Raw genomic sequence first — 21,493 nt, forward strand, 5'->3', positions numbered from 1 at the left:
CTGAACCCTTCATAGCGATCCAAAAGAAACCAGTATAAAGCGATACGTACTGGTTTCTTTGACACCCGTCTGTCGATTAAGTTCTGCTAAAAGGTATTAATACCAATCGAACTTTCTAACTCCCTATTGCGCTGAAGATTTGAGCCTTAATCCTGCGTTGGCGATCGTCGCCATAGCTAAGGCTATGACTCCTCACGCCGCCTTGTCTTAAGGCTCAAATCTCCATGCTCATTGCGGGAGTTAGAAAATACGATTGGTATAATGCATTCCTTCCCTGAAAAATCACTCAATTATACTGCCACTGCCCTTTATCACTGTGAACTAAATTTGCTCAGCAGCTAACCGGATTAGCCACCGTGAACTAAATTCTCTCAACAGCTTACCGAAACTGCCATGAGCGATTGAAAGTTGCCCCCCTCGCCCGGTTTGGCAGTCAATTTTCACGGTAATCAAAGCATTCAACTCTGAGGTAGTAGAATGACAAATACTCGCCCCAATGCATTAAGCCTTGCAGTGGCCGTTGCGATCGGTTCTTCCATCTTTGGTACACAGGCACTCGCCGAACGCAAGCTACAGACGAAATCGATCGATATTCCAGACAATGGACATGCGGAATTCACGCGTAGCGAGGTTATAGTTCAGCCAACGTTAGATGATGACCTGCAGCCAATCCCCAATTCCTTTACTACCACCTACCCTGATCAGGCTCAGGTCAGAGGAGGCTTCGACGTTCCTTCTGAAGGCTTCACAGAGGTTCTTTCCGGCATCGAGGGTGGCGTTTCCAATATTGATCTGTTTGAAACAGACGAGAATGACATTGCCCAAAAATACACAAAAGTCCTCAAGGTTGGCAATGAAGGAGTCTTCAGATTCACCCATAATCTTGCAGAAAAGGAGCTGCTCATTGAAGTCAGAGAAGGAATGACTGATCAGAATTCAATTGCAGCTGTTCGAACTCAATTAGGCCAATTAGGCGACACCCAACCATTAGAACCATTAACGAAAGTTGCAGGCCCAGAACAGTTAACCGCAATACTGAAAGGCGCCAATGAAAGATCGGGAAACCTTGGCGAAGTTGATAACTTCGTTGCCCTTGCCACCATTGAAGTAGACGAAGTGGACGTAGAAGGGCGCACCTTCATGCGACTTATCGCAGCAGGCGATCAGCCTACTAAGCTTCAGCGCCTGGGTCTATCGCTCTTTGTTAATGATGAGGCGCTTTTTGCAGCAGCCACCTCTGCCTATACCCAGGTTCATGTTCTGGGGGAAGACTTACAAAAGGAAGCCCTGAATGATCTGTTGTCATACCATCAACCCGTCGGCTACGTTCTCCATTTTGAGGACGAATCACAGTCTTATCGTTTGCCAGCCGGTTATCCAAAGCTGGAAGTGGAAGAGGTCCGGGGGGGCGTTATTGTTTTCCGATCTCAGAAACAAAATCCGGCCGACATCGCTTTTGTGGAAAGCCTCTACAACCTCTGGCGAGAAGATGACGCTAACAACCCCACTCCAGTAACAGCAAAGGTAAAAAAAGATAAGGTCAAAAGCTACCAGTACGTCATCCGAAACAGGCAAATGGAACTGCTGGAGGAGTTGGCTGAACAGTACGATACTGTAGTTGGCAGAGCTGAACTGATTACGCTTACATACTATGAATCTCTCCAGCAGGCGTTGACCAATGCCAGCCCGGATCAAGCCGATGACTTTGAATTAACGATAGAAGACATCAGACAGGCTTCGTCAGGGGTGACGACAACCTGGGTGCAGAATCAACTCGAAAAACACTTCGGCTTTAAACCCATAGTTAAAGATCTTCTGGCTAATCAGCTCTTTATTCAGGATATTCAGAAAGTGGTAACCGCTATCAACCAGGCCCACAACGGTGCTCCCGGGGTCGAGGGAAAGTTTGCCAGCAGCATTTCCAAACAGCTGGTTAAGATAGAAAGCATGCAGGAAGAGCTGCAAACAGAAGCAAGGAGACTCACCCAGCTTAGAGACCAGTTAAAGCTCACATTGAAGGCCACTACCAGTGTAGAGAAACAACTCAGAGCACTTCAACTCAAGCGACAAGTTGAGGATGCGCTTGCAGAAAATCGTAAATTGAGGGATGAACTGCAAAACCCGCCAGGAGAAATTCAGCAGGAGATCAAAGGAATTCTCAGTCTGGAGCAACAAGTTCGTGATGCCAGAGCAGGTGCCCTGCCAATAGAAGAACGACTCATTAAAGAAAAAATTCGCGCAATCTACAGACCGTTCGCTGCAACAGCAAAGTCTTACGAAGAAGCTTTAAAAGCAGAACCGGGGGCCATTGGTGGCGAGCCCAATATAGCTTCAGTGGATGAGGACAATCTGAGTGCCCTGCAATTCGTTCAACAGCAGCTGAAAAAAAACAGTGAGGAATTCCGAAAAAATCTGGCAATCTTTGAAGTTCAACTCGGTCTGGTTACGAACAATGAAGATGACCTTCAAGCCCGCTACCAGGCCATTCTACAGCACCTTCAGGAGCAGAGACTTGAGGCCGTAAAACAACATGGTCAGAATCAACAAGAGCAGGAAGAACTGAAAAACTGGTTACAGAAACTTCAGCAGGAAGCCAAACAAATTCAGCAGCTGGAAAAAAATGTTGGTATTGCCAGAGCCATTTTAGAAGAACACAATACTAAAGTGGCAGCAAAGCCTGGTATTGATAACTGGGACGATAGCCAGCCACTGGAAGAACAAGTACATGATGCCAGAGCAGACGCCACAAAAGATCGCAATGCTCAAACGGCAGCAGAACTTGGTATTGATAACTGGGACGATACCCTGCCACCCGAAGAACAAGCCAGACTCATCAGAAAAAAAATTCAGGAAATCAAACCACCGGATGCCGCAACAGAACAGACTGATGAAGAAACGGTCAAAGCACAACCGGCGGGCATTGGAAACAAACGTCGTCTTATTTTGGCCAATGAAGACCAGCTGGAAACCCGTCACCAGAGCATTCCTGGACACTTTGAGCCAAATAAACAGAAAGAGTGGACAGAGAAACTTCAGAAGAAAGCCGATCTGGTTCCATTGCTGCAAAAGCAAGTTCATACTCTCAGTAGAGATGGCAAAAAAGCTCGCTACGCTCTTTCAGCATCAAAGCTTGGTATTGATGACTGGGATGATAACCTGCCACTCGGTAAACAATTCGGACTCATAGTAAAAAAATTAAGTGAAATATACACGTCGATGGCCGCAACAGGGCAGTCTGATGAAGAAGCTCTGTCAGCAGAACCAGCCGCCATTGGTGGTCGGTGCCGTATTGCTTCGGTCAATCAATACAATCCGAACACCCTTCTGTTCATTCAACAACAGCTACAACAAAATGAAATAATACTACCCAAACGGGAAGTACGGGAAAAGCTGACTATCTTTGAGAATTATCTTGGTCTGGTTCCGGAAAACAAAAATGATCTTGAAGCCCGACATCAGGCCATTCACCAGCACCTTAAGCAGCAGGCAGCCGAGATCGCTCGACAGCCTGTTCAGAATCAACTTGAGCAGGAAGCCAATCGAATTCAAGAGCTGGAACAACAAGTTCGTGATGCCAGAGCAGATGCCACAAAAGCTCGTAACGCTCAACTGGCAGCGGAGCTTGCCATTGATAACTGGGATGATTCTCAGCCACCCGAAGAACAAGCCAGACTTATTAGAAAAAAAATTGCTGAAATGAAACCATCGGTTGCGGCAACAGGACAGCCTGATGAAGCAGCTGCAACAGCAAAACCGGCCGCTATTGGCGGCAAACGCAGTATGACTACGATCAATGGAGACGATCTGGATACCCTTGAGTTCGTTCAACAGCGAGAGCTACTGCCACAAAAGGAAGGACTAACCGATCAGGAAATACGGGAAAACCTCTCTTTTTGTGAAGGCAAGCTCGGCCTGGTTCCGGACAATGAAGATGACCTTGAAACCCGTCACCGGGGTCTTCAGCAGCGCATTCAGGAGCAGTCACTTGAGATCGAACAACAATTTATGAACTTTCTAGATGAGTACGATGGACGCAAAACATGGTTACAGCTTATTAAGAAGCAAGTCGATCGAATTCCAATTCTGAAAAAAGAAGCTCGTGCAACAGTTCCAATAAAAACTCAAAAATACAACGCTCAACTGGCAGCAGTGCTTGGTATCGATGGCTGGGATGATACCCAGCCAATCGAAGAACAATTCAGGCTCATCAGAGAGAAAATTCAAGAAATCAAGCAACCGGTTACCGCAACATCCATTGCCACTACACCGCTTAGCGCAACGCCTCTTGCAACAGCATCAATTGCCCCAACACCGGTTAGCGCAACGCCTCTTGCCACAACACCGGTTATCGCAACAGGAGCCGCGGCACTACATTCTCGGGAAGAAACTTTAAAGGAAAAACCAGCGGCCATTGAAAGAAAGCAAACTATGACTCCAGAGGATGAAAACGATCCGGATGCCCGCTATCGGCTCCTTCAACCGCACCTGCAGAATATGCTGAAACTAACCGATCAGGCAATCCTGAATAAAGACACCGCACTGGAAAATCGTGCCAAACCGCAGTCAACATTACAAGACCGGCTCTTAAGGCTTTCAGAGTTGGAAAAAGAACTGCAAACAGAGCTGGAAGACATCAGAACACCAGGCCACCCCAGAGCCATGCCTGAAGTATTTGGGACACTTCGCGCCGTGGAAAGAGTCCTGGAGCAGGAGGTGATTTACCGTAAAGAGGACGATGTCTACTTCCATCGTCTGGCTGTTTCTGAAGGTATACGGATGTTCATCACGGAAGCCAAAAAGCGGTCAGAGGAAAATGCCCTGATATCACTGTATTTCCTGGAAAAAATATTAGACCTCCAAAGCAATGAAGGTGATGACAAAGCAGCAAGACTGGAAAGGGTTCGTACAAGGCTTGATGGCGGTGATATATCAAATTACAAGCTGGTTGAAATGATCGAGGTCCTCTGGTGTGAGCTGGACATACATGACCTGGAGGCACTGAAGGGGGATCTGCCAGAGACGAATCTCAAACTCTTCACAATTCGTGAGCGTCTTGCCTTTGCAATCGAAGAGTCTGATCAGCGAGCCATAGAAAAGCAGGCAGAATACCTTTTGGCTATAGAAGACCAGATGGCGATCAACCCTCATAAAAACCCTGCTGCTATAGAAAGAGGCAAAGCTTTCACGGCTAAACTGGCCGGTGATCTGCAGTTAGAGTTTGAACAGGATGACAACCTGTCTGACCAGAAGGATGCTCTAAAAGACAAAATTCAGGCATTAAGAGAAGAAGTAAACAAAATCTATCACGATGAAGGCGGCAAAAGAATCAGTAACAATCAAATTGCTGATCGACTTAACATTGAGAACTATGGATATCACGCCAGTATAAACGAACAAAAGAGTCTAATTGGCGCAAAACTTGATCAGCTGGATGAAGAAGTTTTCAAGGCGGGTCAGCCTGGCGTTAATGAGCGTATCGCAACTATTGAAAATGAGCTTGACAAGCAAATGGCTCGTCTGGGACCTAAACCCCGATACGTTCTTGATCGTGATGTTGCCAGGGCCAGATGGGCAATAAAGTTGGCCGAGAATGACCTGGACTCAGCTCATCGCAAGCTACATAAGATTGGTGACAAACACCTGGTATTTGCGTGGAGCCTTGCCAGCCAGCAACACCTTTCGGATGAAGAAAAAACGGTTATCAACCGGGCAATGAAAGAATTCCATACCCATCTGGGTCTGGATTCGGGTGACTCACAGCCCCCTCAAGAACGAATGGAGAACGTCAAACATTACCTGCGGGGATGCAGTCAGGAACAACGGGATAACATCGTTAAGGAACTGAGAGCCAAAACAAACAGGAACATTGAGATAAAAGGAAATGTCCTCAGTTTTACGGAAGAACATGAAGAGTTTATTGTCGATCTGCACAAAAAAATTCCTGGTTTGTACGGGACCGGTAAATTCGGTGGATCATTGGGTGAACTGGCTTCAACCCGGATAAAGAACTCTCTGGTCAGGCAATTTCTGGTTGATCACGACAGGAAAAACTTAGAGGTGACCAATGCGTGGTTTGAAAAGAGGAATGCACAACAGAAGCTGGACCTTAAAAAAGAGGAGATCAAGCGTTGTAGAAACACTGATGACATGGCTGAAACCATACATAAGAACGAAATAGCGCGGCTGAATTTGGCCCTGAAACTGAAAAGTAAAGAGGTATCAAAAGCAGAAGAGGACCTGACGGATTTTCATAAAACGTCTCTTGCCCCCTTGGAAAAAACGGTGGGACTTAAACCAGACGCCACTGACACCAGTGAACACCGGGTTAATGCCCTGAGACACAAACAGGTACAACTTGGCGGGCACGACGGCACCGGCGGCAGGATCCGGCAACTGATTCAGGAACAGGCCCGTCTCAAAGGCGAGATTAAAGCCGGGAAGGCAAAAATTGAGAGAAGGAAGGAAATCCTGAAGACTGCAGAGAAAGCCGTCGAAGAAGAGGACGGTCCCTTCCAGTACACGCCGAGACAGGTAAAGGCTCTGGACGCTATCCACAAATTCTCGAAGGAACACCCTCTCAAAAAACAAGCTATTCAGGCCGTCATTGGCCTGCAGGAAGCAGCAGCCTATAGCGGTAAGACCCCCCCCAACTTTATAGGTTTCGATTTTGACGATGAATTTGCACCGATTCGCTTGCGGGCAAAAGTCGGAAACAAACTGAGGATTCAACAGGCCGGTCAGATTGTGGAAATGTTCAGAAGCCTGAAAACAGCTTTCCCGCTCCCCCTGCTTTCAGAAGATCGATCTCGAAATGTTCTCAGGGAAATCCAAACACTCACGACCAGGGCATGGATTGAGAGAAACATTGGAGCAAAAGAATTCGGCGACGAAATTCGTAGCATAGGCTCAGCGGTTATTCACTGCATCGAACACCAGCAAAGGGACTTGAAAGACTTCTCGGAATACTTCGCTGCCCACTCTGCCAGTGGTGGCAAGATCATAGCTTTGCTGCGTGATGGTCTGATCAACAAAGTTGAACTTGAGAACTACATGAAAGCCGTCAGAGGTATCGATGGCTATCTGCCAGCAGATGAATTTGAACACGCTCTTGGCTACAGGCACAAAGTCAATGTGCCCCGCTTCAGAGCTGTTGTCCAAAGGCTGGACAATGAGGTTGCTGAGGAATTCATGCAGAGTGCCTTTGCTAATGTGGCTGTGACTGCCGCTGGCCCGACAGGTATGACAGAGTCTGTTGTCGGCATGAAAGAGTACGCCGCTGCAGTTATCGCCAACTATGTTCTTGACGATATTGCCTTTGAAAACGGCCGCAAAACAACCGCATTCCTGGCCAATGTTCAGGATACCCTGACACCTTATGCCAATGCAGCTGGCCTGGCTGAATCAGAGCTGATCAAGATTATCAATAGCACATTGGTGCTGGCACATGCTGCAGCGGTTGAACAGCAGCTAAATGAATACTGGCTCAAACCTTCAGCCTATCTGGTTCAGGCTGTCACCTGGTACTACACCAGCTACAAACCTCTACTGATGACCTACACTGCCTGGCATGCAGCCGACCTGGCCCTCTCAAGTATTTCGTTCCTCTATCTTATGGATCTGACCAACAGAGGTGATTACACGCACAGGATGCTCACCCCTTTCCAGCACTGGTTGGAACGCTACGGTGTTGATCTTGACCGAATCGGGCAATATGCCTACCACAGAGAAATTGAAAAATTCTCTGAAGTAGGCGGGCTGGCAATGCCATTGGGCAAGGCCACTTCCTCAGCCATTCTGCTCAGAACCGGCTCCATGCTCTTTGCCAGACAGTACAACGCCAACCCCCATAGGTATCGCAGCATTTATCGCCTGATGCCTGAGATAGTAAAATCCATGGGTTCCGGACAAGGCGTTCAGGTGCCGCTGCTGCACCGGGTGACACCACAAGCAGTGAAAAGTCTGGCCTCTGTCACAGCCGGCCTCGTGCTGGGGCCGATTTCCACTGCCGGAGCATACGCCCAGGGTCTGTTATCAGGATTTACCTATGCTCAAACCTTTGGGTTCGCTCTGGCATCGAGCCTTGCTTTCGACTTCTTCATGAACGACAACAAGATGCTCACTCAATGGCTGGGTGGTCCTCTGGGGCGAGGTATTGACAGGATTAATCGCTGGCGAGGTGTGGGTGAAACGGACGCTGAATATGTGAAACGCACGGCTGTTGCCACGCCACAACGCTTCAATGAAACCGGTGAGGATTATGTAAACCGTGTTAAGGCAAGCAACAGCATGCCTGGCTGGACGCGTCATGAAAATTATCTGCATTTCCGTGAACGCCGGGATCGCACCATGAAGATGTTTGAGAATGGCTGGGAGAAATACTTCAGGGAAAATGTACCTAAATGGTCATTCTCCCATGCAGAAAGTGTTCCTTACTCTTACACTTTAGGTGTCTTCTATGAATGGCAAAAGGCCGGTGAATCAACCAGGCAACAAGCAACCACCGGCAGTGCCACGCCAGTGCCCCGTGAAACACCGGTGATGACTTCAGTGGAAGCGCTTCTTTCCGAGTCCACGAAGACTTCTCCGGTGACAAAGACTGAAGTTATTCCACCCATTATACTGGATGAATTCAGGGAAAGCTCTGAACCTGTGCCGATAACAACCGCGACACCCACTGCAGCGCCTGAGAAATCCCCGGCAGCTGTAAATCCAGCAATGGCTGGTCTTGCGTTCAATCTTGATGAAGATCGGGGAGACGATAAAAATCCCCGCGACGAACTCTGATATCAGAAACCAGCAGATGCTCACTTCATAGCCATCCAGAAGAAGCCGGTATAAAGAAATTCATACTGCTTTCTCTCTCTGATTGGGCTACCGATTCACCCCTATGAAGAGGTACGAAACAATGTATTCCATTCCTGAAAAAACAGCTCAAATGAATGCCCCCCGGGTCAATTCAGAAAAAGAGACATTTAATTGCAAGGCTTATGCTTCCTTCGCTCCCGGGAAACCCGAGTCAATAAACTGGCTCTCTGTCAAAAGGCTCCGGGCTTTTGCAATTTCGGGGGCCTCGTTCCTGACCATTCTATTGGCATTGGGCTTTGCCTCTGTGAACCATGCAGACTTGAGCGGACTAGAGGACGACGATGATCAACCCGACACTGAACAGTTCATGCTTGATGATGATGACTCCGGTACTCCGGAACCGGCTCCCTATGAACCGAATCTTGATGAAATGGAAGATCAGGGAGAGTTGGAAGGTTATGATCCCGATGAGGCAGATTAGCTCGTGCTCTGACTCGGAGATTTTTAAAAGAACTAAAAACCACCATTTATCCCGACGAGGGTAGAAACACATTGTCGCTTTCTGGAAAACGACAGCCACGAGCGATTAAAAGTCGCTTCCTTGCCACATGTGGCAAACACTTTTCATGGTAATTAAAGTAATCAGTCCTGAGGTAACAGAATGACAAATGCTCGTCCCAATGCATTGCACCTTGCTGTGGCCGTTGCAATCGGTTCTTCCATCTTTGGTACACAGGCGTTGGCCGATCGCAGGCTGCAGACAAAATCTGTCGATATTCTGGGCAGTGGACACGTGGAGTTTATCCAGAGTGAGGTCATAGTTCAGCCAACTTTAGGTGATGACCAGCAACCCATACCTAAATCCTTTACAACCACCTACCCTGATCAGACTGAAGTCAGAGCGGGCTATGACGTTCCTTCTGAAGGCTTCACAGACGTACTTTCTGGCATAGAGGGTGGCGTTGCCAGTGTAGATCTGTTTGAAACAGACGAGAATGACGTTGCTCAGAAATATACCAGAGTCCTGAAGGTAGGTGATGAAGGAGTCTTCAAGTTCACCCATAATCTTGCAGAAAAAAAACTGGTCATTGAAGTCAGAAAAGGGATGACCGATCAGAACTCAATTGAGGCCGTTCGAGCTCAGTCAGGTGACATCCAACCAATAGATCCGTTAACAAAAGTCGCCGGCCCCGAACAGCTGGCCGCAACACTGAAAGGTGCCCATCTAAGAGCGGGAAACCTTGGTGCAAGGGATGACTATGTTGCCCTTGCCACCATTAGAGTAAAAAAAGTTGAAGTGAACGGACGCACTTTTATGCGCCCAGTGGTTGCGGGCGATCAACTCCCTGAATTGCAGCGCCTGGGGCAATCGCTCTTTGTTAATGATGAAGCTCTTTTAGCAGCAGCCAACTCTGCCTATGCCCAGGTTCATGTTCTGGGGGAAAAACTACAACGGAGAGTTCTCCACAAACTACTGTCGTACCATAGACCTGTTGGCTATGTTGTCCACGTCGAGGATGACACACAGGCTTATCCTGTGCCCGAGGGTTATCCAAAGCTGGAAGTGGATCAGGCCTCGGAGGAGATAATTGTTTTTCGTGGTCAGAAACAGAACCCGACCGATATTGCTTTTGTGAAAAGCCAGCTTGTCATCTGGGAAGAATATACAGTTAAAGAACTCACTGCAGAGGTTAAAAAAGACAAGATCAAAGGCTACCAGTACATTATTAGAAGCAGGCAGATGGCACTGCTGGAGGAGTTGGCTGCAGAGTTGGCTGAAAACTACGATGCCAAACTTAACGAAGATAACCTGTCAGAGCTTACCTATTATGAGTCTTTTCAACAGGCATTAAACAGTGCTATTGCCGATGGAACCGATGAGTTTGAGTTCACAACAGGACACATCAGAATCGCTTCATTGGTCATCACGCCAATCTGGATGCAGTTTCAACTCATAAAAAACTTCAGCTTCAAACCCGTACTTAAAAATCTTCTGATTAGCCATAATTTTAATCACAATATTCAAAAATTTATATCCTCTATTAACACAGCGATGCAGCGCTTTGCTGATGGCGAAGGCAAAAAGTTTTCCTCCTTTTCCCCCAAAGTTATGGGTGACATTAACCAACAGATGCTCGAGATGGCAAGCACGACGGAAGTGCTGCGGGCAGGAGAGGCCGAACTCGCCGGGCAACTCGCCGGTACAGCCAAAACATTAGGCCACGGCACAACGGCAATGGCCGCTGCCAACGGTGAGGAAAAAATGAAACCAGAACGACTCAGTGAGAAATTTGAGGCTGAGCTTAAAGAGCTTCGTCAAACGTTCGAGGTGATCAAAAACACGGTTTATGAACTTCGGGAGGATGCCAAACGAATCCCGGAGCTGGAAAAAAAAGCCGATGATGCCGCAGCAGAAGCCACAAAAGTTCGCAACGCTCAAATGGCAGCAGGGCTTGGTATTGATGACTGGGATGATACCCGGCCACCCGAAGAACAAACCAGACTCATCATAGATAAAATTGATGAGATCAAGCAACGGATTACCGTAACAAGACAGCCTGATGAAGAAGCTGAAAAAGCAAAACCGGAGGTCATTGGCCGCAAGCGAGATATGACTTCGGTTAATGAAGAGGATCTGGGTATCCTTCAGTCCATTAAACAGCACCTGCAACGAAAGAGAGAGCTAACTGATCGGATAATCCAGAATAATCTGGCTTACATTGATTGTCAGCAAGGTGTGCTCCCGGAAGAATTAACCGATCGGATAATCCTGAATAATATGGCTTACATTGAAGGTCAGCTCGGCCTTATCCCGGTTGAAGGCAGGGATCTGGAAGTCCGTTGCCAGACCATTCAGCAACACATCTGGGAGCAGGACGCTGAGATCGAAAAAGAGCTGGCAGAACGGAATAACTGGATTCAGAATCTTCAGGAGGAAGTCGATCGAATTCCAATCCTGAAAAAAAAAGTTCTTGAAGCAACAGCAGCAGCCAGGCGAGATTACAACATTCAAATAGCAGCAGAACTTGGTATTGATAACTGGGATGATACCCAGCCACCAGAAAAACAAGCCAGACTCATCAGTCAGAAAATTCATGAAATCAAGCAACCGGTTATCACAACATTGATTACCCCAACAACGGTTGCCGCAACATCAATTGCACCAACATCAATTGCACCAACATCAATTGCACCAACATCAATTGCACCAACATCAATTGCGCCAACATCAATTGCGCCAACATCGACTGCCTCGGCATCAATGGCCTCAACATCGGTTGCTGCAACAGGACAGCCTCGGAAAGAAGCTTTGAAAGAAAAACTGGCGGCCATTGAAAGAAAACACGATATTACTCCAGATAATGAAAACGATCTGGATGCCCGCTATCTGTCTCTTCAACAGCACTTGGAGCGACTAAAAGCAGAACAGGCCGATCGAGTAAAGGCAGCTGAGAATCATTTGGCTGACATTGAAGGTCAGCTCGGTCTGATCCCGGATAACGAAAAGGACCCGGAAATCCGTTGTCAGGCCATCAAGCAACACCTTAATGAGCAGGTAGCTCAGATCACTGAACAAAAGCAACAACTTCAGCAACAGAGCACCAGAACAAATGCTAACAATGAAGCTGAAAGTGGGCTGGCCAGTGTTAATCATAATCTGGATGCTATTCGTCGCGAACAAGTGTTACCTTTGCGTCCTGCTAACGCCAAAGGCAGTGTTACGGATGAAGACGAAAAGGCTCCCGATCAGGCAAGGAAACAAATTCAGACCAGATTGGGTCTGCCTGCAGGCGATGCCCCTGCCCCTGAAGAGCAATTTGACACTGTAGAAATCGGTCAGGCGCTTGAAAAACTCGAAGCTGTCATAAAAGCTATGGACACCTGGGTGGAAAATGGCAACGATTTATCGTCTTTCTCTACTGCACTTAAAGCCTATTTAGATGCTTATGGCCGTGACAAAACCAATGAAGTCGAGGGCGAGCTGACTTTAACCTGGAAAAAGTACACTCCGGTCGCAAAACTTCTGGCTGAGCACGACAGAGAAAGTACGGAACTGACCAAGGCAGTGGTCGAAGAAAATATTGCACAAAATAATCTGGATCTCAGAAAAAAGGAGATTCCTGATTCTGGAGAGATCGATGAAAAGACTAAAACCTTCCATGAGCACAAAGTATCTCGACTGAATTTAGACCTGAAAGATAAAAAAGCAGCTGTGGCGGTGACTTGCCCGACGGGTATGAAAGAGTCTGTTGCCGGCATGAAAGAGTACGCAATTGCTGTCATCGCCAATTATGCTCTAGACGATATTGCCTTTGACAATGGCCGCAGGACAGTTGCGTTTCTGGCCAACGTTCAGGATACCCTGACACCTTACGCCAATGCTGCCGGACTCTCTGAATCAGAACTGATCAAGGCTATCCATGACACAGTGATGCTGGCTCATGCCGCAGCGGTTGAGCAGCAGCTCAATGATTACTGGGTCAAACCTTCAGCCTGTCTGGTACAGGCTGTCACCTGGTACTTCTCCAGCTACAAACCCCTGCTGTTAGTCCTTAGCACCTTTCAAGCTGCCAAAATGTCCCTCTCAAACATGGCATTCCTCTATCTTCTGGATCTGACCAACAGAGGTGATTACACGCACAGGATGCTGATACCTTTCCAGCATTGGCTGGGGCACTATGGTGTTGATCTTGACCGAACCGGTCAATATGCCTACCACAGTGGAATTGAACAAATCTCTGAACTGGGTGGGTTGGCCATGCCATTGGGTAAAGCCGCTTCCTCCGTCATTTTGCTGAAAACCGGCTCCATGCTGTTTACCCGACAGCACAACGCCAACCTGCAGATGTATCGCGGCATGTCCCGCCTGGTACCCGAAATAGTCAAATCCATGGGTTCCGGGCAAGGGGTTCAGGTACCCCTGCTGCACAGGGTGACACCACAAAAAGTAAAAACTCTGGCCTCTGCCACAGCCGGTCTGGTGCTGGGTCCGGTAGCCAACTTCGGAACATACGCCCACGGTCTTTTATCCGGTTTTACCTACGCTCAAACCCTCGGATTCGCCCTGGCATCGAGTCTCACTTTCGACTTCTTTATGAACGACAACAAGATGCTGACTCAATGGCTGGGTGGACCTCTGGGTCGAAGCCTTGACAGGATTAATCGCTGGCTGGGCATGGGTGAAACCCAGGATGAATATTTCAAACGTACGGCCATTGCTACGCCTCAGCGCTTCAGTGAAAACGATGAAGCCTATGCAAACCGTATTAAAGCAAGTGACATGATGCATGGCTGGACGCGGCACGAAAATTACCTGCATTTCCGTGAACGCCGTGATCGCACCATGAAGATGTCTGCGAATGGCTGGGAGAAATACTTTAAGGAAAATGTACCTAAATGGTCGTTTTCCCATGCAGAAAGCATTCCATACTCCTACACTCTTGGAGCCTTTTACAAATGGCAAAAGGGTGGTGATCAGACAATTCACGGTCATGAAAAGAGGTATGCCCCCCAATCGAGTTTTCGACCTGCAGCTTCAGCAGACAGCCTTAAATAAAAGCTACTTCCTCGCCTGGTGCTGCAGTCACTTCTCACGGTAATACAAGTACCCTGCTCTGAGGTAGTAGAATGACAAATGTACGCCACAATGCATTAAGCCTTGCAGTGACCGTTGCGATCGGTTCTTCCATCATCAGTACACAGGCACTGGCCGACCGCAGGCTGCAGATAAAATCTTTCGATATTCATGACAGTGGACATGCGGAGTTTACCCATAGTGAAGTCATCGTTCAGCCAACTTTAGGTGATGACCAGCAGCCAATACCCAAATCCTTCACAACCATCTACCCTGATGAGGCTCATGACAGGGCAAGCTACCGCGTTCATTCAGCAGGCTTTACAGAAATTCTTTCTGATGTTGATGGTGGCGCTTCCAGTGTTGATGTATTTGAAACCGACGAGAGTAATGTTGCTCAGAGGTACACAAAAGTACTGAAGGCAGGTGATGAGGGAGTCTTCAGGTTCACCCATAACCTTGCAGAAAAGCAACTGGTCATTGAAGTCAGAAAAGGAATGACCGATCAGGATTCTATCAGGGCTGTTCGCGCCCGGCCTGAAGGCACTGAATCACAATCATTACAACAGTTGACGAAAGTTGCCTGTCCCGAACAACTGGCTGCAATACTGAACGGTGCGAATAAAAGAGCAGGCAACCTCGGCGAAGTTGATGACTACGTTGCCCTTGCCACCATTAAAGTAGACAAAGTTGAAGTGAACGGGCGCACCTTCATGCGTCTTATCGCAGCGAGCGACCAGCCTCCTGAACTGCAAAGTCTGGGTCAATCGCTCTTTATCAATGATGAGGCTCTTTTTGCAGCAGCCACCTCTGCCTATGCTCAGGTTCATATCCAGGGAGAGAGTTTAAAACAGGAGGCGCTGAATAAACTCTTATCACATCAGAAGCCCATCGGATATGTTGTCTACGTTGAGGATGATACACAAGCCCGTCCTGTACCTGATGGTTATCCGAGAATGGAAGTGACACAGGCTCCGGGGGAGACGATTGTTTTTCATGGTCAGATACAGAATCCAGCCGACAGCGCTTTTGTGGAAGGCCTTTATAGTCTCTATGCAGGCGGTGACGCCGATTACCCCAACCTTGAATTAACCATACCGGTAAAAAAAGATAAGCTAAAAAGCTACCAGTACATCATTCAAAGCAGGCAAATGGCACTATTGCAGGAGTTAGCCGAACAGCAGGATGCTGAACCTGACCAGGATAAAATGGTTATGCTTGCGTATTATGAATCTCTGCAGCAGGCATTGACCAGCTCCACTCCGGATCAGGCAAAGGAATTCGAATTCGTGATAGGACACATCCGGAGTGCTTTGTCGGTCGCCACACCAACCTGGGTGCATGAGCAACTCATAAAACACTTCAGCTTCAAACCCATAATCAGAAATCTTCTGACTAACGAGCTGTTCATTCAGAAGATTCAGAAAACGACAATCATTTTAAGCAGTATCAACGGGGCGCAGGGCGCTGCTCTTGGGGACAACGAACAGTTTGCTTCCAAGGTCAAGAGCGACATCATCACACAGCTCATTGAGGTGTATAGCAAACTGGACAAGCTGCAGAGAAAAGAATTCGAACTCATCCGGGTTATAAACCATTTACAGGTCACATCGAATAAAGCTATCACCAGCGAAAAGGAAAAAAAACTCAGAGCACTTCAACTCAAACAAGAGGCTGAGGATGAACTTTCAAAGGCTCTTAAAGAGCTGTTCAGACTGCAAGACCAGTCACGGAAACTGCAACAGGAAGTCGATCGAATTCCGGCGCTAAAACAACAATTTCGTGACGCCAGAGAAGAGGCCAGAAAAGCTTACAACACTGAACTGGCAAAGGATCTGGGTATTGATCACTGGGATGATACCCGGCCACCAGAAGAACAGGTCAGACTCATCCGACAGAAAATTCATGAAATGAACAAAGCGGTTGTCGAAACAGGACGGCTCAGGGTTGCGACTGCACAGGCAAAGCTACCGACTACTGAACGTCAGTTCGTTCTGGCTTCCGATGAAAAAGATAACCAGGAAGTCTCTCAACAGCTCAAGAAACTGGAGACTCTGATCGGCGAACATCGTCTTCAGCAGAATAAAGAGCGGGAAGTGGAGCTGCAAAAACACAAAAACTATGTGCGAAGAGTTAGGTATAACATCGCTCAAATGCCAATGCTTAAAAAAGAGGTTCTTGAATCCGTAGATGCAGCCAGAAGGGATCACAACGCTCAACTGGCAGAATACCTTGGCATTGATAACTGGGATAACACCAGACCAATGGAAGAACAGGTCAGACTCATCAGAGACAAACTTCTTGAAATCAACAGCCTGGATGCCGGAACAGAACAGCCTCCGGTAGAAGCTATAAAAGAAAAGCTGGCGGCCATTGAAAAAAAGCTCGATATCACTCCATACAATGAAAACGATCTGGATTTCCGCTTTCAGTCTATTCAACAGTACCTGTATCAAGAGCTGGAACGGGCTAATCAGATAAGACTGAACCAACTGACCCACTATGAAGAAGAATTTGGCCTGGTCGTACATAATAAAAACGACCTGGAAGCCCGTTGCAAGGCCGTTCAACAACACCTTAAGAGTCATGAAGCTCAGATTGCTCTGAAACAGCTTCAAAAACAAGACATCAGAATGGATGCTAAACAAGAAGCTGAAATCAGATCCATCTATGCAACCATTGCCACCTATTTAAACATCCGGGATTTTGACAGTCATGAAGACATTGGCGTTCAACAAGGACGCCTAATTCAAAAGCTCAGGGAAATAAGTACTCATCAAGAAAGTCTTCGTCAACAACTCAAGGCAATGAGTCGTCAGATCGATATGGAAGATTCTTACACCAGGGCCAGAAAAGAAGCTCTGGCATTGGTTCTTGGTATTGACCTGAGCGAAAACCCCGGTCCTGATAACCGCGCCAGACTGGAATCAACGGTAAATGACAAACTGTTCGAGCTTTCAAAGCTGGAACAGGAACTGGAAGACATCAGAACACCAGGCCACCCCATGACCGGGCCTGTAGTATTTGTGAAACTGACCAACGTGGAAAAAGCTCTGAAGATGGCTACCTGTCCTGGAGAGCACGATGAGTATCTCCGTCGCCAGCACATTTCCACGCACATGCAGAAATACATCACACAAGCCAGACAACGTTCAGAGGAAGAGGCCCTGAAAATACTGAAAACCCTGGAAGGATTACTGAAACTCGAAATCAATGAAGAGGACGACAAAGCAGCAAGACTTGACAGGGTCCTCACAAGACTTGACAGGGTTACTATACAGCGTGATGGCGAGGATATCTCGGAATACCTGCTCAATGAGATGGATAAGTTCCTCTGGAAAGATGAAAGTGCATCTCTGGAGACTCCAGAGGGGAGTGATATCAGACGCGACAGAATCCGTGCCCGTCTTGCCCTGATAGTCGAAGAATCGGATCAGCGAGCCAGGGAAAAACAGGCAGAATATCTTTTAGCTGTAGAACACGAGATGAATATTGACCCTCATAAAAACCCTGCAGCCATGGAAAAGCGCAAAGCTTTCATAGCTAAACTGGCCAGTGATCTGCAGGTTAGGTTTGAAGACGATGTCAGCCTTTCTGACCGGCAGCATACTCTGGGAGACATAATTCAGGAATTACGGGTTAAAGAAGCAGGCGAAATTTATGAAGATGAAGATCACAGGAGAGCGTGGAACAATAAAATTGCTCATCAACTCAACGTTGAAGATTATAAAGACGACGCCACTTTAGACGTCCAAAGCCGTCTGATTAAAGCAAAACTCGAACAGCTGGATGAAGAAGTTTTCAAAGTGCCTCAGCCTGACGTTGCTGAGCGTATTGCAGCCATTGAGAATGCGCTTGACAGGCAAATGGCTCGGCTGGGACCCAAACCCCGATACGTTCTTGATCGTGAGCTAGCCATAGCCAGGCAGGCGGTAAAAGACGCTGAAGGTGAGCTGGAGACGACTAATCACAACCTGGATGCTATCCGTCACAAACAACCGTTATTTTTGCGCACAACTGACAATACCCCTGTTGCCATGGAAGAACACGAAAAGGTTTTCAATCAGGCAATAAAAAAAATTCAGATCAGGTTTGGTCTTCCCACAGATGATGAGCAAACCCCTGAAGAGCGATTAGACGACATCAGACATTTTCTGCGCCGGAACTCTGCAGTAACAGAGGATGAAGCCCTTGAGAAACTGAGAGCTGCCACAGAAACTCTCAGCACCGCGAACATTGATTCTATGGAAAAAGCTCTTGATGAAATGGGAGCTGCCACGGAAGCTTTCCGGATCGCGACGTTTAGTGACCTCAATTTACTGGAAGCATCGGATTACTTTACTCGCATTGCAATCTATGCAATCACTCGTGGTCGTTACGAAACCGATAAAGTCGAGGGTGAACTGCCTTTAACCAGGAAAAAGTACAATCTGGTCACAAGATTTCTGCGTGAGCACGACAGAAAAAGTTTGGAACTGAGCAATGCAGTGGTCCAAGAGGACATTGCACAAATTAATCTGTATGTCAGAGAAGAGGAGATTCTTGAATCTGGAGAGATCGATGAAAAGACTAAAACCTTACATGAGCACGAAATAGCTCGGCTGAATTCAGAACTTATGGATAAAAAAGCAGCTTTATCGGAAGCAGCAGACGCTCTCGGCATTCATCACCAATCGATTCTTGACGCCACTGAAGATGCCCTGGGTCTCAAACCAGAACCTGCTGATACCGATAAACAACGGGTTAACGCCCTGAGAAACCATAAGCTACTACTGGGCGGGGAAGATGGAACTGGCGGCAAGATCCGGCAACTGCTTCAGGAACAGGCTCGTCTGGAAGCTGAGGTTGAAACCAGACAAGCAAACCTTGAGAGAAGGAAGGAAGCCCTGCAGACTGCCCGGAAAGCCGTCGAAATGGACGACGGTCCCTTCCAGTACACGCCGATACAGGCGGAGGTTCGGGCCGCAATCGAAGACTTCGTGCAGCAGCACTCTCTCAAGAAACAAGCTCTTGAAGCGGCACTGGGTCTGGCACAATCAGCAGTAGAAAACGGTAAGGAAATACCCTGCCTTCCCCATTTCGATTTTGACGATGAATTTGCACCGATTCGCCTGCAGGCAATGGTTGGAGACGAACTGACGTCTGCTCAGGCCAGTCGGATTGTAGAAATCTTCAAAAACCTGAAAGCGAACTTCCCGCCCCTCCGGCCTGAAAAATATGACCCTATGACTGTCGTGGAAGAACTCTATTTTCTGGTGCTCATAGCCAGAGATGGGATGAAAACCGGTGCACAACAATACGACAACGAAATTCACACCATGGGCAAAACAGCCATTCACTTCGTCGAGCATCAACCAGGGGACCTGAAAAGCTTCTCGGATTACTTCGCTGCCCACTCTGCCAGTGGTAACAAGATCATGGCTCTGCTGCGTGAAGGTTTGATCAGCCAGGTTGAACTTGAGAACTACATGAAGGCCGTCAGAGGTGTCAATGGTTATCAGACAGTGGCTGAATTTGAACACTTCCTTGGCTACAAAAACGGTGTCAATCCTGACCTCAAAGCCCTTGTCCGGATGCTGTCCGACAAGGGTGCCGAGGAATTCATAAAGAGTGCTTTTACTCCTGTGACCGTGACCGCAACTGGCCCGGCAGGTATGAAAGAGTCGGTTGCCGGCATGAAAGAGTACTCAGCTGCGGTCGTCGCCAACTATGTTCTTGACGATATTGCCTTTGACAATGGTCGCAGGACGGCAGCGTTTCTGGCCAATATTAACGAAACCCTGACACCTTATGCCAATGTTGCCGGACTATCCGAATCAGAACTGATCAGGGCTATCCATGACACATTGATGCAGGCTCATGCCGCTATGGTTGAGCAGCAGCTACAGGATTACTGGCTGAAACCTTCCGCCTTTCTGGTTCAAGCTGTCACCTGGTACTACTCCAGTTACAAACCTCTTCTGGTCGCTCATACCCACTGGCAGGCTGCCAAACTGTCCCTTGCAAACATGTCATTCCTCTATCTTCTGGATCTGACCAACAGAGGTGATTACCTGCATAGAATGCTCACACCTTTCCAGCACTGGTTGGAACGCTACGCTGTTGATCTTGACCGAACCGGCCAATATGCCTACCACAGCGGCATTGAACAAATCTCTGAAGTGGGCGGACTGGCCATGCCACTGGGCAAAGCCGCCTCATCGGTCATTCTGTTAAGAACCGGCTCTGCGCTGTTTGCCAGACAGTACAATGCCAACCCACAGAGCTATCGCAGCCTTTCCCGTCTGATGCCCGAAATAGTGAAATCCATGGGTTCCCGCCAGGGGGTTCAGGTTCCGTTGCTGCACAGGGTGACGCCACAAAAAGTAAAAACGCTGGCCTCAGCCACAGCCGGTCTCGTATTGGGTCCGGTAGCCACAGCCGGATCATACGCCCATGGCCTTTTATCCGGGTTTACTTACGCTCAAACTTTCGGATTCGCTCTGGCGTCGAGTCTCACTTTCGACTTCTTTATGAATGACAACAAGATGCTCACTCAATGGCTGGGTGGACCTCTGGGCCGCAGCCTGGACAAAATTAATCGCTGGATAGGCATGGGTGAAACGGACGGTGAATATGTGAAACGTACTGCTGTTGCTTTGCCTCAACGCTTGACCGAAACCGATGAAGCCTATGCGAACCGTATTAAAGCAGACGACACGATGTATGGCTGGACCCGACACGAAAATTACCTGCAGTTTCGTGAACGCCGGGATCGCACCATGAAGCTGTTCGAGAATAGCTGGGAGAAATACTTCAGGGAAAATGTGCCTAAATGGTCATTTTCCCACGCAGATAGTATTCCTTACTCTTATACCCTGGGTGCCCTTTTCGAGTCAGGGGCTGCAGCGCCTGAGCCCCCTTCCACAGCCGTGAAAACAGCATCAGCTGGTCTCAAGGTCAGGAAATGAAACCTTCATAGCCAACCAAAAGAAATCAGCACAAAGAAATACAGACTGGATTGTTTCGGATCAAACTATCGAGTTAACCCTGTCAGAAAGTATGGAGGTATTCCTTCCCTGAAAAAACCAATCAATTCTACCAAGCAGCTTACCAGATTTGCCACTGTGAACT

Annotated in this window: 4 protein-coding genes; all 4 read left to right on the top strand. The window is 47.8% G+C overall.

Features of this window, described 5'->3' with window-relative positions; all coding sequences use genetic code 11:
- Window positions 1-477 precede the first annotated feature (477 nt).
- Window positions 478-8,784: a hypothetical protein gene (locus ACOMG9_RS16905; protein ID WP_448217743.1), complete on the top strand. Its 8,307-nt coding sequence runs from the start codon at window positions 478-480 to the stop codon at window positions 8,782-8,784.
- 121 nt (window positions 8,785-8,905) lie between these two features.
- The gene (locus ACOMG9_RS16910) at window positions 8,906-9,286 is read left to right on the top strand and encodes a hypothetical protein (RefSeq protein WP_448217744.1); all 381 of its coding nucleotides are present in this window, start codon (window positions 8,906-8,908) and stop codon (window positions 9,284-9,286) included.
- Window positions 9,287-9,466: 180 nt separating this feature from the next.
- Window positions 9,467-14,362 (top strand): hypothetical protein, encoded by a 4,896-nt coding sequence (locus ACOMG9_RS16915; RefSeq protein ID WP_448217745.1) that lies wholly within the window; start codon window positions 9,467-9,469, stop codon window positions 14,360-14,362.
- Window positions 14,363-14,433: 71 nt separating this feature from the next.
- Window positions 14,434-21,330, top strand: a complete 6,897-nt coding sequence (locus tag ACOMG9_RS16920; protein ID WP_448217746.1) for a hypothetical protein — start codon at window positions 14,434-14,436, stop codon at window positions 21,328-21,330.
- Window positions 21,331-21,493 lie beyond the last annotated feature (163 nt).

Source organism: Endozoicomonas sp. PH6C (assembly GCF_059322965.1).